The sequence below is a fragment of the Bradyrhizobium sp. CCBAU 051011 genome (assembly GCF_009930815.1).
In the GTDB taxonomy this organism is placed as follows: Bacteria; Pseudomonadota; Alphaproteobacteria; order Rhizobiales; family Xanthobacteraceae; genus Bradyrhizobium.
Window position 1 is genome coordinate 2,850,446 of record NZ_CP022222.1, and the last position, 24,164, is coordinate 2,874,609.

Here is a 24,164-nt window from a genome sequence, read left to right on the forward strand (position 1 = left end):
GAGGGCATCTTGGCTATTGTTCCGGAATTTGCCGGTAAGAAGTGAGGCCTGCGCCGGATTAATCGGTGGCGATATTGGGGCTTATATGGTTACCAATTCCCTTCGGGCAATTGTCCAAAGGTTTGACGGAGCCGGAACCATCGGTTGTGGTCAGGGCGGCTACAATCAGCGGGAAGGGGTCAAAGCCCGCTGCGACGGGAATTCGCGGTAATTCAACACCATTAAGGCAGATACTGAGCGTTTCCGGAGGCGGCAGCCGCTCCGCATCGCTGGCCGCGAGATCGGCGACGAGGCCGACCATTGCCTCGCTCACGTAGTCGCAGCGGCGTATGCCGAGGCCCCGGATCTCGATCAGGCCGGCCAGTTCCCGCGCCGGGCGGACCCACAATTGTCCGGCCACTGTGTCGAGATGGACACGGTCATCACCGACCAAAACGGCCGGCGGAAGCTGTCCGGCACGCCCCGCGAGAATCAGATCGAAGGCCAGGCGTGATTTGCCGGACCCCGACGGTCCGCGGATCAGGACGGCACGCTCGCCCACCAGTACGGCGGAGGCGTGCACGCTGGCTTCCCCCGTCATAGCGCAGGCAGCCGGACCACGAAGCGCGCGCCGGCCACGCTTGGCTTGCCCTCAGCGTCGGCCGGGCCGTGGCGATTTTCCGCCCAGATCCGCCCGTTATGCGCTTCGATGATCTGCTTGGAGATCGAGAGCCCCAGCCCTGAGTTCTGGCCAAAGCCCTGATGCGGACGGTCGGTGTAGAAGCGCTCGAAGATGCGCTCCAGCGCATCCTCGCCGATGCCCGGCCCGTCGTCATCGACGATGATTTCGATTTCCGAGCGTGCGCGGCGGCAGGTGACGCGCACTTTCCCGCCGGGGGTGGAGAAGGATTGCGCATTGGACAACAGGTTGGAGATCACTTGTCCGAGCCGGGAGTCATGGCCCGGCACCAAGAATGGGTCGGTAGCTCCGCGGCCCTCGAAGCGCGCCTCGACTGCGACGTCGTGTCCAAGCCTGGTTTCGTTGGCCACCGACGTCAGCGTCGTCAAGAGCCGGCGTAGATCGACCGGCGCCATGTCCTGGCGCTGCAGTTCGGCATCGAGGCGGCTGGCGTCCGAAATGTCCGAGATCAGCCGGTCGAGCCGCTTGACGTCATGCTCGATCACCTCGAGCAGGCGCGCGCGGCTGGTGTCGTTGCGCGCCAGCGGCAGCGTTTCCACCGCTGAGCGCAGCGAGGTCAGCGGGTTCTTCAGTTCATGGGCGACGTCGGCGGCGAACATCTCGATCGCCTCGATGCGGCTATAGAGCGCATTCGTCATGTCGCGCAGCGCGCCGGACAGATGGCCGATTTCGTCGCGGCGGCGAGTGAAATCGGGAATCTCGACGCGGGTCTGGATGCGCCGGCGGACGCGCTCGGCCCCGTCGGCCAGTCGCCGCACCGGGCCCGCGATCGTGCTCGCGAGCAATAGCGACAGCACGATCATGACCGCGGAAGCGACGCCGCCCACTTTAAGGATCGCCAGCCGCTCGGCGGTCACCATCTGGTCGATGTCGTCGCCCTGCGTCGACAGCATCAGCGCGCCGTGCACGGCGCGGAAGCGCTGCACCGGGACTGCGACCGAGACGATCACCTCGCCGCGGTCGTTGACGCGCACCATGCTGCTTTTGACGCCGTCGAGCGCCTGCACGATTTCCTGGTAGCCCTTGCCGTTTTCGGGACCGAGCTCGCGATAGAGCGGCAGGTCGCCGCGATTGAGCCAGGTGCGGATCGAGATCGTGGCGCGCTCGACAAAGCCCGGCTTCTCCGTCGAGGGCGGCGGCAGCTCGAACCGCATCACGTCGCCGCGGCCATAAAGACTACGGCTGTCCAGGATCATGCCGCCGTCGCCGCCATAGATGCGCGCGCGCGTCTTGGTCGGCGAGATCAGCCGCCGCAGCACCGGCGCGACGCGCTCCGGATTGATCGGAAAATCGAGCCCTGAGGATTCGTCCGGCGCGCCATAGCTTTCGCCGGGCTTGAGATCGAGCAGGCGGTCCGGGTCGATGGTGATGGTATTGGTTTCGACGGTGGCGGAGGCGGCGATTGCGCCGGCGATGATTTCGGCCTGCACCAGGAGGCTCTGCGCCCGCGCATCGATCAGGCCGGCGCGGAATTGCGAGAGATAGAGAATGCTCGCCACCAGCGCGACCAGGCCCGCCAGATTGAGCGAGACGATCCGGCGCGTGAGGCTGGAGAAGGAGAGCGCGAAGAAGAACTGCCCGGCCCGGCGCAGCCAACCGAGCGGCCGCCGCCAGCCCTTCTCGCCCACACTAGCCTCGGCGGCAACACGTTCCCGTTCGAGGAGCTCCAGAGCATCCTCGTGGTTCAGGCTGGGATCGGGCTGCGTTCGATCTAGCAATGGCCGAGCTGCCGGTTGTGATGCGCCGTCTAGTCTACGCTTCTACGTCGTCCGGGCGGATGTGTCAGTCAACACTTCCGCCCGGTGAACGCAGATCAGGCTTCCTTGAAACGATAGCCGACGCCGTACAGCGTCTCGATCATTTCGAAATCGTCGTCGACCACCTTGAACTTCTTGCGCAGCCGCTTGATGTGGCTGTCGATGGTGCGGTCGTCGACATAGACCTGATCGTCATAGGCGGCGTCCATCAGCGCGTTGCGGCTTTTCACCACGCCGGGCCGGGTCGCCAGCGCTTGCAGGATCAAAAATTCCGTCACCGTCAGCGTCACCGGCTCGTTCTTCCAGGTGCAGGTGTGACGCTCCGGGTCCATCCGCAACAGGCCGCGGTCCAGCGCGCGCGCATCCGGTTCCTTCGGCACGGCGGTCGGATCCTTGGGCTGGCCGCGGCGGAGCACGGCTTTGACGCGCTCGACCAGGAGGCGCTGCGAGAATGGCTTGCGGATGAAATCGTCGGCGCCCATCTTGAGGCCGAACAATTCGTCGATCTCTTCATCCTTGGAGGTCAGGAAGATCACCGGCAGATCGGACTTCTGCCGCAGCCGGCGTAGCGTTTCCATGCCGTCCATGCGCGGCATCTTGATATCGAGGATCGCGAGGTCCGGCGGCGAAGTGCGGAAGCCGTCCAGCGCCGAGGCACCATCCGTGTAGGTCATGATGCGATAGCCTTCGGCTTCGAGCGCGATCGACACGGAAGTGAGAATGTTGCGGTCATCATCGACCAGGGCGATTGTGGGCATGAGCCTGCTTTCGAATAAGAGAGTGGCTTAAACGGCGGGCACTTCAGCCAGACGCCGCATAAATGGGCTTCGTACACGGTCAACGAGCAATGCAAGCTGGGCTGAACTATGACCGAGTTCCGCAAAACGCCCCCAGGGAGACGCACTGTCCCCCATATAGCACCCTGTCCAGCCGAGAAAAGGCCCTTTTTGCAATAAGATGGCCGGGAAGAAACCATGCAGCCGACCGCAAATTTTGACGCTTCCAAACTCGCCCGTTCGCTGCTACGGCGCAGCCGGCAGGGCGCGCTCGCCACGCTTATGCCTGAAAGCGGCGACCCTTATTGCTCGCTCGTCAACGTTGCGAGCCATGCCGACGCCTCGCCAATCCTGCTGGTTTCGAGGCTGGCGCTGCATACCAAGAACATTCTCGGTGACAGCCGAGTATCGTTGATGCTGGACGAGCGTGCCGCGGGCGATCCGCTGGAAGGCGCGCGGATCATGCTGGCGGGCCGGGCCGAGGAGGCCGTCGGGGAGCCAGCGAAAATCTTGCGCCGGCGCTATCTGAACGCCCATCCGTCCGCCGAAGCCTTTGTGGATTTCAAGGATTTCTCGTTCTTCCGGATCGTCCCGTCGGGCCTGCATCTGGTCGCCGGATTCGGCCGCATCATCGACCTTAGCCCCGCGCAGTTTCTGACCGAGATCGGCGATGCCGCTGATCTGCTGGAAGCCGAGCAGGGCGCGGTGGAGCATATGAATGAGGATCACCGCGACGCGATGAACCTCTATGCTACCAGACTGCTGGGCGCCGAGTCCGCCGATTGGCGCTGCACCGGCTGCGACCCCGACGGCATGGATATGCAGGCTGAAAGCGCGACGCTGCGGCTGGATTTCCCGGAGCGGGTCACCAGCGCGATGGCGCTCCGCAAGATGCTGGTGCGGCTGGCGGGCGAGGCGCGGGCCAAGGGCTGACAAAGGGCGCACAAGGGTTAACGCCTGCCAATAGCGAACGCGGATTGAACGGGTGCGGACGTTTCCGCGACCTAATGCAAGCCTGCGCGTAGTTGACCAGCGAAAGCCCGCATGAGATCCCGCAATCGATTGATATTTTCCCTGTGTCTGGCGCTGTTGTCGGGCACCTGCCTCTCCGTGCCATCGCTGGCGCAAAAAGGCGATCTCGCCGCGGTCAGCGCCAAGGTCAACGAGCTTGGCCGCGCCGGAAAATATGCGGAAGCCGTCGCATTGGCGCAGGCACAACTCGAAAGCCTCGAGAAAAGATTCGGCCCCGTGAACCGCGAGGTTGGCGTGGCGCTGAGCAATCTGGCGCAGGCTTACGGCAATCAGGGCAGGGATGGCGAGGCGGAGCCTCTGCTCAAGCGATCCATCGCGGTCCTGGAGAAGACGACGGGTCTCGAATCGCCGGAGATCGCGGCTGCGTTGACCAATCTGGCCGCGCTGTACCAGCGCCAGCAGCGCTATGCCGACTCCGAGCCCTTGTTCAAGCGCGCGCTGTCGATACGCGAGAGGTCGCTGCCATCAGGCCATCCGGACATCGGGCAATCCCTCAACAATCTGGCGACGCACTACGAGAAGCTCGGCCGCCACGGCGATTCCGAACCGTTGTTCAAGCGGGCGCTGACGATCTATGAAAAGGCCGCCGGCCCGGAGCATCCCGCGGTGGCGACGCTGTTGAACAATCTCGGCCAGGTGGCAAAGGTGCGGAGCCACTATGCCGAGGCCGAGCCGCGGATCAAGCGGTCGCTGGCGATCCGCGAAAAAGTGCTGGGCCGCGAACATCCCGATGTGGCGCGGTCGCTGAACAATCTCGCCGATCTCTATGAACGGCAGGGCCGCTACGCCGAGGCGCAGCCGTTGTTCGAGCGCGCCTTGGCGATCCGTGAACGCGCCGTCGGTCCCGACCATCCGGATACCGCGACCTCGACCAACAATCTGGCGTCGTTCTATCAGGCCTCGGGCCGTCCCGGTGACGCGCTGCCATTGGTGCAGCGGCTGATCGGAAGCGGACGGGCTCAACCCCGCGCCGTCCTTCCGGTACTGGCGGATGCGGAGCGCCAGCATCTGGTGCCCCGCGACAAGGCCGTGAACGATATGCTCAGCGTGATCCAGCGCGGCACCCGGTCATCGGTTGCTTCTGCCGTGAACAAGCTGGCGGTGCGGCTGGCAGCGGGGAGCGATCGCCTCGCCGAACTGGTGCGCCGGGATCAGGATCTCGCTTCTGAAGCGGAAGCGCTCGACAAGTCGATCGTGGCGGCGGTCTCGAAGGAGCGCTCGAAGCGCGACCCGGCTTCCGAGCAGCGCGCCCGCGCCCGGCTCACCGCGATTGCGACCGAGCGGGCGTCGCTGCAGAAGACGTTGTCGGCGGAATTTCCCAACTACGCCGCGCTATCGAATCCATCGCCGATGACGGTGAAGGAGATCCAGTCGCTGTTGTCGGAAAACGAGGCGCTGGTGCAGTTCGCGGTCACCGAGGTGGAAAGCTATGTCATTGCGATCACCCGTGAGAGCTTTGACTGGAAGCCGATTCCGCGCGGTGCGGAAATCTTGTCGCAGCAGGTGGCCGCGTTCCGTCGCGGTCTTGATCTCGGCAAGGCGAATGATGCTTCCGGCAAATCCGGACTGTTCGATCTCGCGCTCGCCAATGAACTGCACGGGACGTTGCTGGCGCCGATCGATGCGTTGATCAAGGACAAGCCGTCGCTTCTGGTGGTGGCGTCGGGCGCGCTGACGGCGCTGCCGTTCCATCTCTTGGTGACCGAAAGACCGAAGGCCGCTATCCCCGAGACATTCGAGGGCTATCGCGATGCGGCCTGGCTGCTGAAGCGTCAGGCGGTGTCGGTATTGCCATCGGCCGCGAGCCTGAAAGCGCTGCGTGTGTTTGCGCGCAAGGAGCAGAGCACCAAGCCGATGACGGGCTTTGGCGATCCCATTTTCAATCCGGCTGTGAAGCCTGCCGATGGCAATCGTTCCAGGACCGCCGCGCGCAGCCTTGCGAACGGCGCCTACACCGATTTCTGGCAGGGGGCCGGCGTCGATCGCGCGCGGCTCTCGGATGCGTTGCCGCAACTGCCCGATACCGCGGACGAACTCAACACGATTGCGAAAAATCTGGGCGTTGCGACGGTCGACATTCATCTCGGGGAAGACGCCAGCGAAACCACGCTCAAGCGTACGGCACTCGCCGATTACAGCATCGTCTATTTCGCCACCCATGGCCTTGTCGCCGGCGACGTGAAAGGGCTTGCCGAACCGTCGCTGGTGCTGAGCATCCCGAAGCAGCCGAGTGAACTTGATGACGGCCTGCTCACGGCGAGCGAAGTCGCGCAGTTGAAACTCAACGCCGATTGGGTGGTGCTATCCGCCTGCAACACCATTGCCGGCGACAAGCCCGGCGCCGAAGCGCTCTCGGGGCTTGCACGATCCTTCTTCTATGCCGGCGCGCGGGCGCTTCTGGTCTCGCACTGGGCGGTCAGTTCGGAGGCCGCCACGCGGCTTTCGATTTCGACCTTCGACCGCCTGAAGGCCGATCCCAGGCTCGGGCGCGCCGAGGCGCTGCGGCAGGCCATGCTGGCCTATCTCGACGACCCGTCCTCGCCGCGCAATGCCTACCCGGCGTACTGGGCGCCGTTTGCGCTGATCGGAGAGGGCGCCGCGCGCTAAAAAATTTCGATTGTGCGACGCAACAATTCCGGCCTCTGCCGCGTTGAGGCGGATGGTCGCGCAACCATGACAGCAAATGGCCAAAAAAGCGCCGCAGCAAGCGATTGATGCAGATCAACCGCCCGCGCGTGCATAAACCAATTCGCGTGGATCGGCTTGGCAAGCCCGGCGTTCATCAGTATTAGGTCGCCGGACCGAGGCCGGAAGGCTATATTGAGGGGTCACCGCGACAGAGCGCGTCAAGCGACATGCGCGCGACGAGAGTAACGCGGGTTCGAGGAGGAGTCTTCGTGCAAGAGACGGGTCTACGTAACGGTGCCTTCGGCGCCGATAAATTCGGTTTAAAAAATCTCAAGACGGTGCACTGGAATCTCGGCGCGCCGCAGCTTTATCAATATTCACTTGCGGCAGGCGAGGCCGTGCTGTCGGCGGACGGCGCGCTGTGCGCTGATACCGGCGAGTTCACCGGCCGCAGCCCCAAGGACAAGTTCACGGTTCGTGATGTCACCACCGACAAGAACATGTGGTGGGCCGGCAACCAGTCGATCACCTCGGAGCAGTTCTCCGCTCTGTATGCTGATTTCCTCAAGCATGCCGAAGGCATGACGCTGTTCGCGCAGGATCTCTATGGCGGCGCCGATCCGAGTTTCCAGATCAAGACCCGCGTGTTCACCGAGCTTGCCTGGCACTCGCTGTTCATCCGCACGCTCCTGATCCGCCCCGAGGCTTCTGCGCTGCGCGATTTCGTGCCCGAACTCACCATCATCGATCTGCCGAGCTTCCGCGCCGATCCCAAACGTCACGGCGTGCGCTCGGAGAACGTTGTCGCGATCGATTTCGCCCGCAAGATCGTCCTGATCGGCGGGTCTTATTATGCCGGCGAAATGAAGAAGTCGGTCTTCACCACGCTGAACTATTACCTTCCCGCCAAGGGCGTGCTGCCGATGCACTGCTCGGCCAATGTCGGACCCAAGGGCGACACGGCGATCTTCTTCGGCCTGTCCGGCACCGGCAAGACCACGCTCTCAGCCGATCCGAACCGCACGCTGATCGGCGACGACGAGCACGGCTGGGGCAATGACGGCGTCTTCAATTTCGAAGGCGGCTGCTACGCCAAATGCATCAAGCTGTCGCAGGAAGCCGAGCCGCAGATCTTTGCCGCCAGCAACCGCTTTGGCGCCGTGCTCGAAAACGTGGTGCTCGACGAACACACCCGCGTGCCCGATTTCGACGACGGTTCGAAGACCGAGAACACCCGTTCGGCCTATCCGCTCGATTTCATTCCGAACGCCTCGCGCACCGGCCGCGCCGGCCAGCCGAAGAACGTCGTGATGCTGGCGGCCGACGCCTTCGGCGTGTTGCCGCCGATCGCAAAGCTCTCGCCGGCGCAGGCGATGTATCACTTCCTGTCCGGCTATACCGCGAAGGTCGCCGGCACCGAGCGCGGTCTCGGCAACGAGCCGCAGCCGGAATTCTCCACCTGCTTCGGCTCGCCGTTCCTGCCGCTCGATCCTTCCGTCTACGGCAACATGCTGCGCGAGCTGATTGCCAAGCACAATGTCGATTGCTGGCTGGTCAACACCGGCTGGACCGGCGGCAAATTCGGCACCGGCAGCCGCATGCCGATCAAGGTCACGCGGGCGCTGCTCACCGCGGCGCTCGACGGCTCCTTGCGCAATGTCGAATTCCGCACCGACAAGTATTTCGGCTTTGCGGTGCCGACGGCGCTGCCGGGCGTGCCCAGCGAGATCCTCGATCCCGTCAACACCTGGAAGGACAAGGCCGAGTTCGACAAGACCGCGCGCGCGCTGGTCGGCATGTTCCAGAAGAACTTTGCCAAGTTCGAAGCCCAGGTCGACGCCGAAGTCCGCGCCGCCGCGCCGGACACCAAGCTCGCGGCGGAGTAACCGCTTCGGTTTAACGATGGATCATTCGAGAACGACGAAGGCGGCCGCAAGGCCCGCCTTTTTCGTTTACGCGGCGCTGTGCGTCCGTGGCTCGATGGAGGCAAACATCGTGGTTCGCAGCTCCAGTAGCGCCCGCCGCAAATGCGTCTTGACGGTGTTGGCGGGAATGCCCAATCGCTTCGACAGGTCATGGCGGCTGCGGTCTCTGAGGTAGGCCAGCATGATCAATCGGCGCTTGTGTTCGGGTAGTCGCGCAAACGCCGCCAGCGCCTTCGGACGCAGCCGCGCGAGATGGATTTCGTCGACCGGATCGGAATCGTTCGACGCGAACGCGGCGATCTTGTCCTCTGCTTCGAGCGCCTCGACCTGACGTTTTCGTAAGCTGTCGATGGCGCCGTGCCTGACGATGGTTGCCATCCAGGTCATCGGCGAGGCGATCGCAGCATCGTAACTTGCGGCGTGGCGCCAGATCTTCAGATAGCTCTCTTGCAGCACGTCTTCGGCCAGCGCTCGGTCCCTCACGACGCGAAGGGCTATGCCCAGCAGCTTGGCGTGGGTGAGGCCGTAGAGCCTTGCGAAGGCAGATTTGTTGCCGCGGGCGACTTCCGCAAGCAATTGCAGAAGAACCGCTCTGCCGTCCTGTTGTCCGGTCGTACCCTGCGGCGTCGCGTTCACCATGGTTTCCCCAGCTCGATTGTCGGATCGCCTGCCCGCGAACACACTGCGTTGAGCAGGCCGTATGCCGCCAGTACGGATGATCAGCGAAAAAAGTTTCGGCCGCCGAGCCCCGGCGATGATTTATTTGGCCGCCGGCCGGGCCGCTTGCTTTGAAACCAAGGCCCGTTGAACCGTAGCTTCCTGAGCCCTATAGTCCCGCGAGGAACAGCCACCCTTGATTGCATATCCGGCCTATCCCGCTCAGAATGCGACAGATTTCCGAGGACGATTTGGGGCAGGTGCTCAGGTCTGTCGCCAAAGGCGACCGGGCGGCATTTCGTCAGCTCTACGAGCAGGCGGGCCCGACGCTGTTCGGGATCTGCAGCCGGATACTGCGCGACCGCAACGCCGCCGAGGACGCCTTTCAGGAGGCGATGCTGCGGATCTGGCAAAAGTCCTATCTGTACGACGCTGCCAAAGGTGGCGCGATGAGCTGGATGGTGACCGTCACGCGCCGGGTGGTGCTCGACCGGTTGCCGGTGCGGCGGAGCGGGCCGGTGTCGCTGACCGACGAGAGCGTCATGGCCGTGCTCGAAGCGCTGTCAAACCAGGCGCCGCACGATCCCGCACTGGCGCCGGACTTGCGAAAGTGCCTCGGTCTTCTGGATCAAAACTACCGGCAATCCGTGCTTTTGGCCTACTATTACGGTCTGAGCTACGAGGAGCTGGCGGCGCATTCGGCCGTTCCGGTTGGAACGATCAGGACCTGGATTCACCGTGCTGTTGAGAAGTTGCAGCTATGTCTAAGCCAGTGAGGCCCGGGGCCAGCGATGCCGCCGAGTATGTCCTTGGGCTGCTCGGCAAGGAGGCGAGAAGCGCCTTCGCGCAGCGATTGAAATCGGACGAAGCGCTGCGTGCGCAGGTCGAATATTGGGAGAGCATGTTCGCCAGCCTGCCGGGGGCGGAGGCCGAGCCTCCGCCATCAGGGCTGTTCGAAAAGATTCTCGACCGGATCGAGGGCGAGGGCGCCGACCTGCCGGGCACTGTGACCAAACGTGCGGGGATGGCGAACTGGTTCGAGGTCGGCCCCGGCATCAAAGGCCGTTTGCTGCATGTCGACCGCGCGCAGCACCGGCAACATCTGTTGATCCGAATGGCGCCCGGCGCGTCCTATCGGTCGCATGCCCACGACGCCGACGAACAGACGCTTGTCATCGAAGGCGATCTCTCGTTCGGCGATCTCAACCTGAAAGCAGGCGACTTCCATGTCGCGACGCCGTCATCCTCGCACCCGCCGGGGCGCACTGTGAATGGCTGTCTCGTGCACGTCATCATGAGCCTTGACCAGCATTAGCCTCCCGGCGTCGAGCCGTTGCCCGGTAACATCGCATTGCTCGGCGTGCGCCGATCGGTGATCTGCAGGCCGAACAGGCTGCCGATCAGTTCGACAGCAACGCGCGCGGTGCGGCCGCGCTCGTCGAGAAACGGGTTGAGCTCGACGACATCGACCGAGCGCACCAGCCCGGAATCGTGCAACAGCTCCATGATCAGGTGCGCCTCGCGATAGGTCGCGCCGCCAGGCACGGTGGTGCCGACGCCGGGGGCGACGGTGGGATCGAGGAAGTCGACGTCGAAAGAGACATGCAGCACGCCGTTGCGCGCCCGCACGCGCTCGATCACTTTGCGGATCAGGACGCCGACGCCGAACTCGTCGATCGCGCGCATGTCGGCGATCGCGACGCAGCGCTCGAACACCAGTTTTTTCTCCTCAGGATCGATCGAGCGAATGCCGAACAGATCGAGCTGATCCGGTCCGATCGAGGCGCGTGGCGCGCCGCCGAGCAGGTCGTCGAGGCCGCCCTCGCCGCACAGGAACGCAGCCGACATGCCATGCATGTTGCCGGTCTCCGTCGTCTGCGGCGTGTTGTAATCGGCATGGGCATCGACCCAGAGCACGAACAGCGGCCGGCCCTGCTCCTGCCAGTGGCGCGCGACGCCGTTCACCGATCCCATCGAGAGCGAATGATCGCCGCCCATGAAGATGGGAATGGCGCCGGAACGCGCCAGCGCATAGGAGCGCTCGCTGAGTGCACGGATCCAGCCCTTGATCGTGTCGTAATATTTGGCGTTCGCCGGCGGCGGCCCCTCGGCGGGGCCAGGGCCGGGCTTCGCCATGTTGCCATGGTCCTCGACGGCAAAGCCGAGCTGGTCGAGGATGCGTCCGATACCCGCGGTGCGCAGCGCGTCCGGCCCCATCAAGGTGCCGAGTTGCGAGGCGCCAATCTCGATGGGGACGCCGAGCAAGGCGATGCGCGGCTGGGCAGCTTCCGACATGAGGCGAGCCTCCGAAGAATCGTAGGTGGGCAAAGCGTAGCGTGCCCACCTACGAGATCACGGTTGGATCAATGGTGGGCACGGCGCTCCGCGCCTTTGCCCACCCTACGCCACTACGCCTTGAAATAAGCGATTTGCGTCGTGGTTGCGAGGAGGCGTCCCGACGGCGACCATAATTCGCCGTGCTGATCGCCGTAACTCCTGTGGAAAATTCTGGCATCGGCCGTTGCCAGCACGTGGGTGATGTCCTCCTCTGCCAGCTCTTCGGACGCCGTATGAAAATACGTCGTGATCGAAACCGTTCCGAATGGAACAAGTTCCCGCCGCGCCAGAAAGACCCGGCCGAAGAAGGCGTCCGACATCGACATCAGCGACAGCATGTCGATCTTCCGCGGCATGCGGTCGCCGATCCACTGCTTGGAAAATGCATCTAGCGGTGTCGCGGCAGGCGAGCCGTAAAAACTCGGCTCGCCCTCGACAAAGCGGAAATCATACTGATGCGTCCAGGTCATCGGCGTGTTCGGAAACGAGCGCGCCTGCGCGAACGGCACGGCGTCCGGATAGTTCGCCTGCTGGTGCGACCAGGACGGACGGCGCTCGGCGAATACGGCGGTCGCCAGCGTCGCGACATCGCCGCCGCCCTGCGTCATCTCCACGCACCAATGCTGGCTCGAGCGGTTGGCCTTGACCAGCCGGACGTCGAGATCGAACGCGCCTTCCGCGACCGGCGCGCAGAAATTCACCGTCAGCGACAGCGGCTCGCCTGCCCGCTGCGGATGCTCCATCAGCGCGCGGAGGATAGTCGCCGCCGTGCAGCCGCCGAACGGGCCGACAAAGGCCCAGTAGTCCGGGCTGGTCTTGCCCTGCCAGCAGCTATCGCCGGCGGTGACCCGCGTGGCGTCGTCGAAGAGGTGAGGGGATTGTGTGAGCATGGATACCTTCAGTCTTTGGATGCGACGTGGTCGCGGCAAACACCGTCATTGCGAGCGAAGCGACTTGTCCGCCGTAGCTCGAAGAGCGAAGGCGGAAGCAATCCATCGCGCCGCAAGCGGAGGAATGGATTGCTTCGTCGCTTACGCTCCTCGCAATGACGCGGATGCAGTATCGCTGCAATCCCGCCAAATTCAATGACCTCACAGGTAATGGATTTCCGTTCCCGGGATTGCAGACCCTCTCTTGTCGATGTGCTCGCAAAATTGATTGATTGCCTTGACCGCAGCGTCGGGGTGGGTCGCCAGCAGCATGTGCGAGGAATCGAACCAATGCACGTGGCAGCGTGGCTGCGCAGTTAGGATCTCGTCGACCTGCCTCTTGCTCACCAGGCGGTCGAAACGTCCTTGCAGGCACATCACGGGGCACGTGACCTCGCGTAGTCGATTGCGCTTGTCGACGCGAAGTACTTCGCGGGCACGGTATTGAAGGACCTTGTGAGGCAAGGTCGCCAATACGCGGCGAAGGCGAGCGGTGAGTTCAGGTGTGGCTGTCGATCCCATCAGTGCTGCCGCAATGATGCGCTTGGGGAGCCACCTGAGGTCAAGGAGCCGAGTGAGTACAGTGAACAGCGCTGGTAGCGGATGTCGCGCAAAGCTCGATGCCAGGACCAATCCAACGGCTCGTGGGTCCGTGGCCGCAATCTCTATCGCGATCGGTCCGGAAAAGGATTCGCCGAGAACCGCGAACGGACGGTTCGGCACGCGTTCCCTGACATAGGTTACCAATTGAGCATAGCCCAGTGGTCGGTCGGGTGGGTACGCGATGAGTTGAACCGGGCGATACAAGGAGAGTTGATCTGCCAGTGCCCTCAGGAGCTCTCCCGTTCCGTCCATGCCCGGCAAGAGGATAATCGGAATACCTTCGGGCGCGTCCATCCGGCCATCATAGCATGTCGTGGCTCAGGAAAGTCCAGGGAGCTTGCGCGCTTGATGAACGCGCGATCTAACCCTTCGCCTCGCGCTGGGCGCCTGCCTCCGGCACCGGCGCAGCCGCTCGCACCGGTACGTGCCAGATGTCTTCGGCATACTCGCGGATGGTGCGGTCGGAGGAAAACCACGGCATCCGCGCCACATTGAGGATCGAGGCGCGGGTCCAGGCCGGTATCACCTGCCAGCGGGCGTCGATGCCGCGCTGCGCCGCGTAATAGGAATCGAAGTCGGCTGAGACCATGTAGTGGTCGAGGTACCGTAGCGCGTGGCCGATGGAAGCGAAGCGGGCGGGATCGTCGGGCGAGAAGGCGCCGCTTTCGATCGCGGTGATGGCCCGCGCCAGCCGCGGCGAGCGGCGGATCACGTCGGTCGCATCCAGGCCCTGCTTGCGCCGGACCATGACGTCGCCGGCTTCCATGCCGAAGATCGCGATGTTCTCCGCGCCGACATGGTCGCGGATTTCGATATTGGCGCCGTCGAGCGTGCCAATGGTCAGAGCGCCGTTGAGCGCCAGCTTCATATTGCCGGTGCCGGAGGCTTCCATACCGGCGGTCGAAATCTGCTCGGAGAGATCGGCGGCCGGAATGATTACCTCGGCGAGGCTGACATTGTAGTCGGCGAGAAAGACCACCTTCAGCCTTCCAGCGACGTCGGGGTCGTTGTTGACGACTTCGGCGACATCGTTGATCAGCTTGATGATCAGCTTGGCGTAGCGATAGCTCGCTGCCGCCTTGCCGGCGAAGATTTTTACCCGCGGCACCCAGTCGCGCTGCGGTTCGTCCTTGATCGCCTGATACAGCGCGACGGTCTCGACGAGGTTGAGCAATTGCCGCTTGTATTCGTGGATGCGCTTGATCTGGATATCGAACAACGCCGACGGATCGACCTTGATGCTGGTACGCTCGTTGATCAGCCGCGCCAGCGCCAGCTTGTTCTGGTGCTTGACGTCGCGAAAACGCTGCTGGAACGCGTTGTCGCCGGCGCGCGCCTCTAGCCGTTCGAACAGCGAGAAGTCGTCCAGCACGGCCTCGCCGCAGACCTCGCGCAGCAGCTCCGTCAATTTTGGATTGGCCAGCATCAGCCAGCGGCGGAAGGTGATGCCGTTGGTCTTGTTGGTGATGCGGCCGGGATAGAGATGATTGAGATCGTGGAACACGGTCTCCTTCATCAGGTCGGAGTGCATCGCCGAGACGCCGTTGATGCGGTGCGAGCCGACGAAAGCGAGCTGCCCCATCCGCACCCGCCGTCCGGACTTCTCGTCGATCAGCGACACCGAGGCGCGGTAATCGATGTCACCGGGACAACGCTGATCTGCCAGCGCCAGATGCGCGGTATTGATGCGGTAGATGATCTCGAGATGCCGCGGCAGCAGCCGCTCGAACAGTTCGACCGGCCAGGTCTCCAGCGCTTCCGGCAGCAGCGTGTGGTTGGTGTAGGAAAACGTCGCCACCGTGATCTTCCACGCTTCGTCCCAGCGGAAATTGTGCAGGTCGACCAGGATTCGCATCAGCTCGGTGACGGCAAGACTCGGATGGGTGTCGTTGAGCTGCACCGCGACCTTCGACGCAAGGCTGCGCAACTGCCCGTCGGAGGCGAGGTGCCGCTTGACCAGATCCTGCAGCGAGGCGGAGACGAAGAAATATTCCTGCCGCAACCGGAGTTCACGCCCAGCCGGGCTCTCGTCGTTCGGATAGAGGAATTTGCAGATCGATTCCGCGCGCGCCTCCTCGGCAACCGCGCCGAGGTAATCGCCGGTATTGAAGACGTCGAGCCGCAATGGATCGGGCGAGCGCGCCGACCACAGCCGCAGCGCGTTGACGTGCTGGCCGCGCCAGCCGACGATCGGCGTGTCGTAGGCGACGGCCTGCACGGTTTCCGCCGGACGCCAGGTCGCGCGGTCGCGCCCGCGGTCGTCGACATGCTCGACATGGCCGCCGAAATGAATGTGATAGACTACCTCCGCCCGCAGGAATTCCCAGGGGTTGCCGAAGCCCAGCCATTCGTCCGGATATTCCTGTTGCCAGCCCTGCGAAATGATCTGGCGGAACAGGCCGAAATCGTAGCGGATGCCGTAGCCGATGGCGGGAATGGCCAGCGTCGCCATGCTCTCCATGAAGCACGCCGCGAGCCGCCCGAGACCGCCATTGCCGAGCGCCGCGTCCGGCTCGCATTTGCGCAAGTCATCAAGCCCGACGCCGAGATCGCCGAGCGCCGTCTCGAACAGCGGCAGCAGGCCCATATTGTTCAGCCCGTCGGTGAAGAGACGGCCGATCAGGAATTCGAGCGAGAGATAATAAACGCGCTTGCTGCCGGCGTCGTAGCTCTCTTTTTCCGCTGTCAGCCAGCGGTGCACGATGCGGTCGCGCAGCGCCAGCGCCGCGGCCTTGTACCAGTCGCGCCGGGTCGCCATGGCGGCGTCCTTGCCGATCGCAAGGCGGAGCTTGGCGAGGATCGCGCCCTTGATCTCGGCCAGCGCCAACTCGTCGACCGGCTGCCCCAGCACGGGATAGTTCCCCGGGAATTGTTCCTGCAACACGTTGATTCCTGCAGTTGAGACTTAAGACAAGATAAGCGCGTTGTACCGCGATCGAAACCACTGGGGCGGTTTGTGCACTGCGCTGGCATGATTTTATGCAAGGACCGGGCCGATTTCGCGGCATTGGCGGTCGGGTTTTGGTGATATATTTGGTGATATAATCGTGGCGCGAAGCGAGGGAGAGCTGGGTTTCTAGTGGCCGGGTGCCAGTGCGCGCGAAGCAGTTGCGTGCCGCCAGAACGGAGGCTTGCCATGAGACTGACGATCGAGATCGCCGCCGCTACGCTATTGGTAGTTTGCATCAGTGCCACCAGCGCGGCCTTTGCCGCTGGTAAGGCCGGCAAGAGCGCCGACGCCTTGGGTTGCTCGTTCAGCGTCACGAAAGGCGCTTCGCCCGCCGCGCGCTGTGCAGCGATGAAGCGGCAGTGCGGTGGAAAGTTCTACGCTAATTATTGCGGCGACAAGCTGTTGTCGGCGATGTGAGGGATTGAAGGGCCTCGACGGTTATGCCGCGGCGCCGTCCCAGTCCTGGCCTTCCTCGGCGAGCGCGGGGTAGCGCAGATAAAGCTTTTGCAGCAGCTCGAAATGAAGTGCGGACGATATCTCGTCGAGCGCGGTGGACAGCAACGCCCGATCATCGCTGTCGAGCGTGGATACGATCGTATTCGCGCGATCGATCGCGTCGGCCGCTTGCAATAACAGCGACCGGATCTGGTTGGCCTGCGTTCCGTTCATTGTTCCGATCCTTTGCCCAAACCGCAGGAACAACCTTTGATAGGAAATATTTTGTCCGGCCGCCAGAACAAATTAAGAACAATTTAGCAAGCATCTGATATATCATTGTGATTCGGCGCGTCGCCGACACAGCATTCATGGTCTATCCGAGTTTGCGAGGACTACATGTCCACCATCGCCTTCGATCAGTTCGCCCTCACCCGCATCGCCGATTTCGCGCGCTCGCTGTCGCGCCTGCACCAGGCCTCGCGCCGCCAGGTCGTCGACGACGACGCGATCGACCGCGAGTTCAACGCGGTCTGCATGTCGGTATGGGGCTACACTACGGATGATTTCAGCGACGAGCTGTTTTCGATCGCGGACCACGCCTTTCTCGACGGGTTGGACGAAGCGCAGGCGCGCATCTTCGCGGCCGAACAGGGCTACGACCTCGTCGACGATCAGGGCATGCTGACGGATTGGTGGGGATATTGCTGGATGATTCTCGCCGAGAAACGCGGATTGCTGACGCCGGAAAACCGCGCCGCGGCGCGGGCGGCGATCGAGGAAAAATATCTGTCGGCGCCGAATGTGATCGGGGTGATCGTCGGGCGGTGAATGCACTCGGGCATCAATCGCGTGACCCGGCCCCATTCTACTTTGCATGGGGTTGTTTTCGATATTTTGTGTCCGGGCTCATCGGTGGAAGATCGTCAGTCCCTTAGTTCACTTCCGCCCGCTTCGCCTGCTTCGGCGCAGCGGTCTTCGGTATCGAGGCGGTCGGCAACTCGACGTCGCGTCTTGTTTCGGGAAGCGGCGCGTTCGCCGCGACCGTTTCCGCGCTGACCGGCGCGACCTTCATTTCGCCGAGCCGGGCGCGGACTTCTGCCGTCAGCCCGGGATAGGAGGCGACGGGCGTGAACTCGGCGGTCTGATCGGCGCCGAGGCGCACGCCGGTATAGGCGACCAGACCGTCGGTCGTGGCTATGACGTCGCCGGAGCGGAGCGAGGTGTCCAGCGTGAGATCGACCGGCGCAAGCCCGGACGGGCTTCGGCCGTTGCAGGTGCAATCGGCACTCAGCGCCTTGCGGTAGGCGTAGGCGTTTTCGCTGTCGGCATAGCGCTCGCCGCCGCTCGCGGTCGCATGATCGATGCTGCTACCGTAAAACACCTTGGTCGCGCTCGCCGGGCAGAAGGCCTGGCAGGTCTGAACCGGAGAAACATTACCGCGCATGGTCAGCGGAAAATATTTGCCGTCGCAGCTACGCACGCAGAACGCAGGGCCGCTGGAGCCCGCAACGCGCGGCGCCGGTGCGGGCTGGGACGGCTGATGGTTGCCGAACGGATCGGCGAAGAAGTTGGCCGGCGAGGGCGCCTGCCGCGCCTGCTGCTTCTGGATGCCGCCGAACAGGAAATCGAACAGTCCTTCGGCGGAGACGCTGCCGGGTGCCAGCGTGAGCGAACTCGCCAGGGTGGCGGCGGCCACAAACGTCGCGCGGCGCCGCACGCGCGAAAAAGCCAACTCTGTACGCAACGCCAACTCCACCCAACGCAACAAACGCGCTGAAGCGCGACAGGCTTCAGTTCGGGTAACCTTAACGGGGGATGGTAAATGAGCTTTTACTGGCGGCGAGAAGGCCGAAAAGAAATGCCGAGGTAAGTGAGGAGTTTCGCTCTCCGCGTCATGGCCGGGCTTGACCCGGCCATCCCCGTCCTTGACGGAGGGTGCGGAAAAACTAGCGTCTCACCCCTTCAAGAATTCACCGGCCTTGTACAGCGAACGAAACTCGAGCCCCGCTTCCGCAAAGGCTTCGGTCGCGCCTTCCTCGCGGTCGACCATGGTGAGCACCAGCACGATCTCGCCGCCGGCATCGCGCACGGCCCCGACCGCCTTCAGCGCCGAGCCGCCGGTCGTGGTGACGTCCTCGACGATCACGATGCGCTTGCCCTGCAGGGTCTCGCCCTTGGCGAGCCCTTCTACAGCGAGGCGTGCGCCATGCTCCTTCGGCTTCTTGCGCACGAAGAAGGCCGCGATCGGATGACCCTTGATCCAGGAGAGCTGCGCGATCGCGCCCGCCAGCGGGACGGCGCCCATCTCCAACCCGCCGATGAAATCGAGGTTGTCGTCCTTCAGCGCCTCGTAGGTCAGCTCGGCCAGCAGCGCCGCGCCTTCGGGGTCGAGCATGGTCGGCTTGAGGTTGAAGTAGAAGTCGCTCTTGCGGCCCGACGCCAGTGTGATCTCGCCGCGTCCGAACGAGCGTCTGCGGATGATCTCGGCGAGGCGGGCGCGGGAGGCTGATTTGGACAAAGGCGGTTTCCCCTGGGGGTTTCAGGCGGGCCGCAATCTATCGGCGCTCTCGGGCACATTCCAGCGCCGATCCGGCGCCGTCAACAGGGCACGATGTCCGATACCTTCAAAGGCCGGCGAGCTCGTATGCCCCAGCCGCTGTTGTAACGCCCCGGAGTTCCGGGGTAGTGGATACCCGCTTTCCGCGGGGTAAAACAAAAATGACAATCGAACTGCACACCTGGAACACACCGAACGGCCGCAAAATCTCGGTCGCGCTGGAGGAAATGGGGCTGCCCTACAAGGTGATCCCGATCAACATCACCAAGGGTGAGCAGATGGCGCCCGACTTCATCAAGATCAGCCCGAACAACAAGATTCCGGCCATCGTCGATCCCGACGGTCCGGGCGGCAAGCCGGTCAGCATCTTCGAGTCAGGCGCGATCCTGCTCTATCTCGGCGAAAAGACCGGCAAGTTCCTTCCGAAGCCGCTGGCTGAGCGGATCCCGGTCTATGAATGGCTGATGTGGCAGATGGGCGGCTTCGGGCCGTTTCCGGGCCAGGTACATCATTTCATCGCGCTGGAGAATGAAACCGACCGCGCCTACGGCCTGAAACGCTACATGACCGAGACGCGCCGGCTCTATGGCGTCCTCGATCGGCGGCTGGCCGACCGCGAATTCGTGGCAGGCGCGCTGTCGGTCGCCGACTTCGCCATTCTCGGCTGGGCCTGGCGCCACCCGCGCCACAAGGTGGAGCTGAAGGATTTCCCGAATGTCGAGCGCTGGTACAACGCACTGATGGCCCGCCCGGCGACCAAGCGCGGCATGGAAGCGAAGCTGGATTAGCGGAAGCGCCTTGCTTTCTTCCTTCTCCCCTTGTGGAAGAAGGTGGCGTGGACGCAGTCCACGCCGGATGAGGGGTTCTCTCCGCGGAGACGGACCCCTCACCGCGCGATTGATCCACCCCTCCCACAAGGGGAGAGGGGAAGGGCGCTACGCCCGCTTCGCCTCGAACGCCATCTTCACCGCAAGCCCCGCCAGCACCGTGCCCATCAGCCAGCGCTGAATCAACAACCAGCTCGGCCGCGTACCGAGGAACATTGCGATCGATCCGGCGGCAAGCGCGATCATCGCATTCACGCTGACGCTGATTACGGTCTGGATCGTGCCGAGCATGAGCGACTGCGTCAGCACGCTGCCGACCGCAGGATCGATGAACTGCGGCAGCAACGCCAGATACAGCATCGCGATCTTCGGATTGAGCAGGTTGGTCACAAACCCCATCGCGAACAATTTGCGCGGGCCGTCGGCGGCGAGCTTCTTCACTTGAAACGGCGAGCGCCCGTTCGGTTTCAGCGCCTGCCACGCCAGCCACAGCAAATAGGCAGCGCCGGCGAACCGCAGCGCGTCATAGGCGTAGGGCACCGCGAACAACAACGCCGTGATGCCGAACGCCGCGCACAGCATGTAGAACACGAAGCCGAGCGCGACACCGCCGAGCGACACGATCCCCGCTGCGGGCCCTTGCGTGATCGAGCGCGAGATCAGGTAGATCATGTTCGGCCCCGGCGTCAGCACCATGCCGAGCGAGACCAGGGCGAAGCCGAGCAGTGTTGCGATGTGTGGCATGGGAGACTCGCGGAAGTGATGGGCACGTTTCTAGCGTGCGCTACGCCGCGATGTCATTTCGTATATTGCTCCGAGGACATTTGTGCGCGCCACAATCGACGGTGCACTCCCTTGCCCCGCTCTTGCGGGGAGAGGGTCGGGTGAGGGGCTATCCGCGAGTCCTGCTCGTGGTGGGTCCGGTACCCCCTCCCGGATCGCAACGGCGATCCGACCTCTCCCCGCAAGCGGGGCGAGGTTAAGGAGCGCCGCGTCAGCGGCGCTCTAATGCGCCTCTTCCCAGTTATTCGCCGCTCTTGCATCCACCTGCAGCGGCACCGACAGCACCACGGCCGGGAACGGGGCGTCCTGCATCACGTGCTGCACCACCGGCAGCGTCGCCGCCACCTCTGCGTCGGGTACTTCGAAGATCAGCTCGTCATGCACCTGCAGCAGCATCTGCGCCGACAGCTTCTTCTCCGCCAGTGCGTCCTCCATCCGCGTCATGGCGCGGCGGATGATGTCGGCGGCGGTGCCTTGCAGCCGCGCGTTGATCGCGGCGCGCTCGTTGAAGGAGCGGACCGAGGCGTTGGAGGCTTTGATGTCGGGGTAATGACACTTTCGGCCGAACAGCGTCGTGACATAGCCGTTTGTCCGGCAGAACTCCCGCGTCTCGTCCATGTAGGCGCGGATGCCCGGGAAGCGCTCAAAGTATTTCTTGATGTAGGCGGAGGCTTCCTCGCGGGCGATGCCGAGCTGGTTGGCGAGGCCGAACGCCGAGATGCCGTAGATGATGCCGAAATTGATCGCCTTGGCCCGGCGCCGCACTTCGCCCGGCATGTCCTTGATTGGTACGCCGAACATTTCGGACGCCGTCATGGCGTGAATGTCGAGTCCGTCGCGGAACGCCTGCTTCAGCACGGGAATGTCGGCGATCTCAGCCAGTAGCCGCAATTCGATCTGTGAATAGTCCGCCGACACCAGCTTGTGGCCCGGCGTCGCGACAAAGGCGCGGCGGATCTTGCGGCCGTCCTCGGTGCGCACCGGAATGTTCTGCAGGTTCGGCTCGTTCGACGATAGCCGCCCCGTGGTGGTCGCGGCCAGCGCGTAGGTCGTGTGCACGCGATGGGTCTGCGGGTGAACATATTCCGGCAGTGCGTCGGTGTAGGTCGATTTCAGTTTCGACACCTGCCGCCATTCCAGAATCTTCTTCGGAAATTCGTGGCCCTGTTCGGCGAGCTCGTCGAGGATCTGCGCCGAGGTGGACCACGCTCCGGTCTTGGTCTTGGTGCCGCCGGGTATTCCCATCTTGCCGAAGATGATGTCGCCGATCTGCTTGGGGCTGCCGACATTGATCGGCTCGCCGGCAATCTCCTGCAACTCGGCTTCGACCCGCGCCGCGGTCTGCGCGAAATCCCCCGACAGCCGCGACAGCACCTGCCGATCGATCGAGATGCCGCGCCGCTCCATCCGTGCCAGCACGGTGACCAGCGGCCGCTCCAGCGTCTCATAGACCGTCGTCAGGTGCTCGGCGGCGAGCCGCGGTTTCAGCGCGCGGTGCAGCCGCAGGATCATGTCGGCGCTTTCGGCCGAATAGGCGGTCGCCTTGTCGATCGCAACCTGGTCGAAGGTCAGTTTGTTCTTGCCGCTGCCGGTGAGCTCGCCATGGCTGAGGACGGCATGGCCGAACCAGCGTTCGGCGAGCGATTCCAGCGCGTGCGAGTTGCGCCCGGCATCGAGCGCGTACGACATCAACTGCGCGTCATCGACATTGCGCAGGGTGACGCCGTGCTGCGCCAGCATCACGGCATTGAACTTGATGTTAAAGCCGATCTTGAGAATGCCTGCGGATTCCAGCAGCGGCTTCAGCGCGGCCAGCGCATCGCCCGCCTTGATCTGGTCTGGCGCCAATCCGGCGTCGAACAGGCCCGCGCCGCCGCCGGGCTGCTTGTGAGTGAGCGGCACGTAGCAGGCATCGTTCGGCGCCAGCGCCAGCGCGATGCCGCAGATGTCGGCCTGCATCGGATCGTCCGAGTTCGCCTTGGCGTCGATCGCGAAAGCGCCGGCATCGTAAGCGCGCGTAATCCAGGCCTTGAGTTCGGTGGCATTGCCAATGGTCTGGTACTTGCCGCGGTCGACCGGCAGTTTTCGCAACGCCTCGGCGCGCACGGCGGCGAGCGAGACCGGCGAGCCCTTGTGGCTGGCGGATTTATCCTGCTTGTCGCCGCCGGTCTTGCCCGGGGCGGGCCCCGCTTTGCCGGCGGGCGGGGCGTCGAACAGCGTTGCGCCCTCAGAGTAGCCCACCGGCTTCTTGCCTGATGGTGGCACCGCGAAAACACTGGCGCCGCTTTTGTTGCCTGCATCCGGCTCGATGTCGGCGGGATCGATCTGCGAATATTCGGCGACACGGCGGGTGAGGGTGGAGAATTCCATCGCCTTCAGGAACGCGATGAGCTTGCGCGCGTCGGGCTCGTGCACGGCGAGGTCGTCGAGCGGCACTTCGAGATCGACCTTGTCGTCGAGCAGCACGAGTTGCCGCGAAATCCGCGCCTTCTCGGCGTTCTCGATCAAGGCCTCGCGCCGCTTCGGCTGCTTGATCTCGCCGGCGCGGAACAGCAGCTGCTCCAGGTCGCCATATTCAATGATCAGTTGGGCGGCGGTCTTGACGCCGATGCCGGGTACGCCCGGCACGTTGTCGGTGGAGTCGCCGGCCAGCGCCTGCACCTCCACCACCTTCTCCGGCGGAACGCCGAATTTCTCGATCACCTCAGGGATGCCGATGCGGCGATCCTTCATGGTGTCGTACATGGTGACGCAGTCGGTCACGAGTTGCATCAGGTCCTTGTCCGAGGACACGATGGTGGCGGAAGCGCCGCGCTCGCAGGCGATGCGGACATAGGTCGCGATCAGATCGTCGGCTTCGAAGCCGACTTGTTCCAGGCAGGGCAGGTCGAACGCGCGCACCGCCTCGCGGATCAGCGCGAATTGGGGGATCAAATCGTCAGGCGCCGGCGGCCGGTGCGCCTTGTAGTCGGGATAGAGCTTGTTGCGGAACGTGATCTCGGATTTGTCGAACACGATCGCCAGATGCGTCGGCCGGTTATCCTCCGGCATGTCGCGGAGCAGCTTCCACAGCATGTTGCAGAAGCCGAGCACCGCATTGACCTGCAGCCCGTCGGATTTTCGGTTCAGCGGCGGCAGCGCGTGATAGGCGCGGAAAATGTACGAGGATCCGTCGACCAGGAACACATGGTCGCCCTTGCCCGGATTTTTGGCGGGCGCTTTGGTTGGGGAGGCGGCGGGAGCGGGTTTGGCGGCGGCTTTGGGGGCTGATTTCGGCATGGCCGAA

Annotated in this window: 21 protein-coding genes; 8 read left to right on the top strand and 13 right to left on the bottom strand. The window is 63.7% G+C overall.

Going from position 1 to position 24,164, the window contains the following annotated elements; genetic code table 11:
- Positions 1 to 58: 58 nt before the first annotated feature.
- The 3 genes from ACH79_RS13510 to ACH79_RS13520 all read right to left on the bottom strand — a co-directional run bounded on the left by ACH79_RS13510 (position 59) and on the right by ACH79_RS13520 (position 3,194).
- Positions 59 to 580: an HPr kinase/phosphorylase gene (locus ACH79_RS13510; RefSeq protein ID WP_161851464.1), complete on the bottom strand. Its 522-nt coding sequence runs from the start codon at positions 578 to 580 to the stop codon at positions 59 to 61.
- The gene (locus tag ACH79_RS13515; protein ID WP_161851465.1) at positions 577 to 2,397 is read right to left on the bottom strand and encodes a sensor histidine kinase; all 1,821 of its coding nucleotides are present in this window, start codon (positions 2,395 to 2,397) and stop codon (positions 577 to 579) included. Before ACH79_RS13515 ends, ACH79_RS13510 begins: the two co-directional genes overlap by 4 nt.
- 95 nt (positions 2,398 to 2,492) lie before the next feature.
- Positions 2,493 to 3,194, bottom strand: a complete 702-nt coding sequence (locus tag ACH79_RS13520; protein ID WP_027541437.1) for a response regulator transcription factor — start codon at positions 3,192 to 3,194, stop codon at positions 2,493 to 2,495.
- A gap of 216 nt (positions 3,195 to 3,410) precedes the next feature.
- On the opposite strand from ACH79_RS13520, the gene ACH79_RS13525 reads away from it, so the two are divergent.
- The 3 genes from ACH79_RS13525 to ACH79_RS13535 all read left to right on the top strand — a co-directional run bounded on the left by ACH79_RS13525 (position 3,411) and on the right by ACH79_RS13535 (position 8,758).
- A complete protein-coding gene (locus ACH79_RS13525) occupies positions 3,411 to 4,145 on the top strand; it encodes a HugZ family protein (RefSeq protein ID WP_161851466.1) in 735 nt (244 codons plus the stop codon).
- A gap of 111 nt (positions 4,146 to 4,256) precedes the next feature.
- Entirely contained in the window at positions 4,257 to 6,851 is a 2,595-nt protein-coding gene (locus ACH79_RS13530) for a tetratricopeptide repeat protein (RefSeq protein WP_161851467.1), read from the top strand.
- Positions 6,852 to 7,141: 290 nt separating this feature from the next.
- Entirely contained in the window at positions 7,142 to 8,758 is a 1,617-nt protein-coding gene (locus ACH79_RS13535) for a phosphoenolpyruvate carboxykinase (protein WP_161851468.1), read from the top strand.
- 66 nt (positions 8,759 to 8,824) lie between these two features.
- Here ACH79_RS13535 and ACH79_RS13540 read toward each other — a convergent pair whose 3' ends face one another.
- On the bottom strand, positions 8,825 to 9,433 hold the full coding sequence (locus tag ACH79_RS13540) for an RNA polymerase sigma factor (RefSeq protein ID WP_161851469.1): 609 nt from the start codon (positions 9,431 to 9,433) through the stop codon (positions 8,825 to 8,827).
- 248 nt (positions 9,434 to 9,681) lie between these two features.
- Between ACH79_RS13540 and ACH79_RS13545 the strand changes: the two genes are divergently transcribed.
- Positions 9,682 to 10,230 (top strand): sigma-70 family RNA polymerase sigma factor, encoded by a 549-nt coding sequence (locus ACH79_RS13545; RefSeq protein WP_161851470.1) that lies wholly within the window; start codon positions 9,682 to 9,684, stop codon positions 10,228 to 10,230.
- Entirely contained in the window at positions 10,215 to 10,769 is a 555-nt protein-coding gene (locus ACH79_RS13550; protein ID WP_161851471.1) for a cupin domain-containing protein, read from the top strand. Before ACH79_RS13545 ends, ACH79_RS13550 begins: the two co-directional genes overlap by 16 nt.
- On the opposite strand, the gene rocF is transcribed toward ACH79_RS13550, so the two are convergent.
- The 4 genes from rocF to ACH79_RS13570 form a co-directional block, all read right to left on the bottom strand.
- Positions 10,766 to 11,749: an arginase gene (gene rocF / locus ACH79_RS13555; protein ID WP_161851472.1), complete on the bottom strand. Its 984-nt coding sequence runs from the start codon at positions 11,747 to 11,749 to the stop codon at positions 10,766 to 10,768. The two genes, ACH79_RS13550 and rocF, sit on opposite strands and share 4 nt — an antisense overlap.
- Positions 11,750 to 11,862: 113 nt before the next feature.
- Positions 11,863 to 12,681, bottom strand: a complete 819-nt coding sequence (locus ACH79_RS13560) for an acyl-CoA thioesterase II (protein WP_161851473.1) — start codon at positions 12,679 to 12,681, stop codon at positions 11,863 to 11,865.
- 201 nt (positions 12,682 to 12,882) lie between these two features.
- Positions 12,883 to 13,617 (bottom strand): alpha/beta fold hydrolase, encoded by a 735-nt coding sequence (locus ACH79_RS13565; RefSeq protein WP_161851474.1) that lies wholly within the window; start codon positions 13,615 to 13,617, stop codon positions 12,883 to 12,885.
- 67 nt (positions 13,618 to 13,684) lie between these two features.
- Entirely contained in the window at positions 13,685 to 16,213 is a 2,529-nt protein-coding gene (locus ACH79_RS13570) for a glycogen/starch/alpha-glucan phosphorylase (protein WP_202639304.1), read from the bottom strand.
- 246 nt (positions 16,214 to 16,459) lie between these two features.
- On the opposite strand from ACH79_RS13570, the gene ACH79_RS13575 reads away from it, so the two are divergent.
- Positions 16,460 to 16,690, top strand: a complete 231-nt coding sequence (locus ACH79_RS13575; protein WP_161851476.1) for a hypothetical protein — start codon at positions 16,460 to 16,462, stop codon at positions 16,688 to 16,690.
- A gap of 21 nt (positions 16,691 to 16,711) precedes the next feature.
- On the opposite strand, the gene ACH79_RS13580 is transcribed toward ACH79_RS13575, so the two are convergent.
- Positions 16,712 to 16,942 carry a hypothetical protein gene (locus ACH79_RS13580; protein ID WP_161851477.1) on the bottom strand — a complete coding sequence of 77 codons (231 nt, stop codon included), beginning with the start codon at positions 16,940 to 16,942 and terminating at the stop codon, positions 16,712 to 16,714.
- Positions 16,943 to 17,107: 165 nt separating this feature from the next.
- Here ACH79_RS13580 and ACH79_RS13585 point away from each other — a divergent pair, with 165 nt between their 5' ends.
- Complete coding sequence (locus ACH79_RS13585) at positions 17,108 to 17,539, top strand: hypothetical protein (RefSeq protein WP_161851478.1); 432 nt, start codon at positions 17,108 to 17,110, stop codon at positions 17,537 to 17,539.
- Positions 17,540 to 17,642: 103 nt separating this feature from the next.
- Here the strand turns inward: ACH79_RS13585 and ACH79_RS13590 are convergent, their stop codons facing one another.
- Positions 17,643 to 18,455, bottom strand: a complete 813-nt coding sequence (locus tag ACH79_RS13590; RefSeq protein WP_246738524.1) for a DUF2865 domain-containing protein — start codon at positions 18,453 to 18,455, stop codon at positions 17,643 to 17,645.
- 210 nt (positions 18,456 to 18,665) lie between these two features.
- Positions 18,666 to 19,229 (bottom strand): orotate phosphoribosyltransferase, encoded by a 564-nt coding sequence (gene pyrE / locus ACH79_RS13595; RefSeq protein ID WP_161851479.1) that lies wholly within the window; start codon positions 19,227 to 19,229, stop codon positions 18,666 to 18,668.
- A 200-nt stretch (positions 19,230 to 19,429) separates the two neighbouring features.
- On the opposite strand from pyrE, the gene ACH79_RS13600 reads away from it, so the two are divergent.
- On the top strand, positions 19,430 to 20,056 hold the full coding sequence (locus tag ACH79_RS13600; RefSeq protein WP_161851480.1) for a glutathione S-transferase family protein: 627 nt from the start codon (positions 19,430 to 19,432) through the stop codon (positions 20,054 to 20,056).
- 147 nt (positions 20,057 to 20,203) lie between these two features.
- On the opposite strand, the gene ACH79_RS13605 is transcribed toward ACH79_RS13600, so the two are convergent.
- Positions 20,204 to 20,839, bottom strand: a complete 636-nt coding sequence (locus ACH79_RS13605; protein ID WP_161851481.1) for a LysE family translocator — start codon at positions 20,837 to 20,839, stop codon at positions 20,204 to 20,206.
- 261 nt (positions 20,840 to 21,100) lie between these two features.
- Positions 21,101 to 24,157 (bottom strand): DNA polymerase I, encoded by a 3,057-nt coding sequence (gene polA / locus ACH79_RS13610; RefSeq protein ID WP_161851482.1) that lies wholly within the window; start codon positions 24,155 to 24,157, stop codon positions 21,101 to 21,103.
- Between the last annotated feature and the right edge of the window lie 7 nt (positions 24,158 to 24,164).

Coding starts and splice junctions, on each gene's coding strand:
- ACH79_RS13525 (WP_161851466.1), top strand. CDS start 3,411: ATGCAGCCGACCGCAAATTTTGACGCTTCCAAACTCGCCCGTTCGCTG.
- ACH79_RS13510 (WP_161851464.1), bottom strand. CDS start 580: ATGACGGGGGAAGCCAGCGTGCACGCCTCCGCCGTACTGGTGGGCGAG.
- ACH79_RS13585 (WP_161851478.1), top strand. CDS start 17,108: ATGTCCACCATCGCCTTCGATCAGTTCGCCCTCACCCGCATCGCCGAT.
- ACH79_RS13605 (WP_161851481.1), bottom strand. CDS start 20,839: ATGCCACACATCGCAACACTGCTCGGCTTCGCCCTGGTCTCGCTCGGC.
- polA (WP_161851482.1), bottom strand. CDS start 24,157: ATGCCGAAATCAGCCCCCAAAGCCGCCGCCAAACCCGCTCCCGCCGCC.
- ACH79_RS13600 (WP_161851480.1), top strand. CDS start 19,430: ATGACAATCGAACTGCACACCTGGAACACACCGAACGGCCGCAAAATC.
- ACH79_RS13545 (WP_161851470.1), top strand. CDS start 9,682: ATGCGACAGATTTCCGAGGACGATTTGGGGCAGGTGCTCAGGTCTGTC.
- rocF (WP_161851472.1), bottom strand. CDS start 11,749: ATGTCGGAAGCTGCCCAGCCGCGCATCGCCTTGCTCGGCGTCCCCATC.
- ACH79_RS13550 (WP_161851471.1), top strand. CDS start 10,215: ATGTCTAAGCCAGTGAGGCCCGGGGCCAGCGATGCCGCCGAGTATGTC.
- ACH79_RS13530 (WP_161851467.1), top strand. CDS start 4,257: ATGAGATCCCGCAATCGATTGATATTTTCCCTGTGTCTGGCGCTGTTG.
- ACH79_RS13575 (WP_161851476.1), top strand. CDS start 16,460: ATGAGACTGACGATCGAGATCGCCGCCGCTACGCTATTGGTAGTTTGC.
- ACH79_RS13520 (WP_027541437.1), bottom strand. CDS start 3,194: ATGCCCACAATCGCCCTGGTCGATGATGACCGCAACATTCTCACTTCC.
- ACH79_RS13560 (WP_161851473.1), bottom strand. CDS start 12,681: ATGCTCACACAATCCCCTCACCTCTTCGACGACGCCACGCGGGTCACC.
- ACH79_RS13565 (WP_161851474.1), bottom strand. CDS start 13,617: ATGGACGCGCCCGAAGGTATTCCGATTATCCTCTTGCCGGGCATGGAC.
- ACH79_RS13580 (WP_161851477.1), bottom strand. CDS start 16,942: ATGAACGGAACGCAGGCCAACCAGATCCGGTCGCTGTTATTGCAAGCG.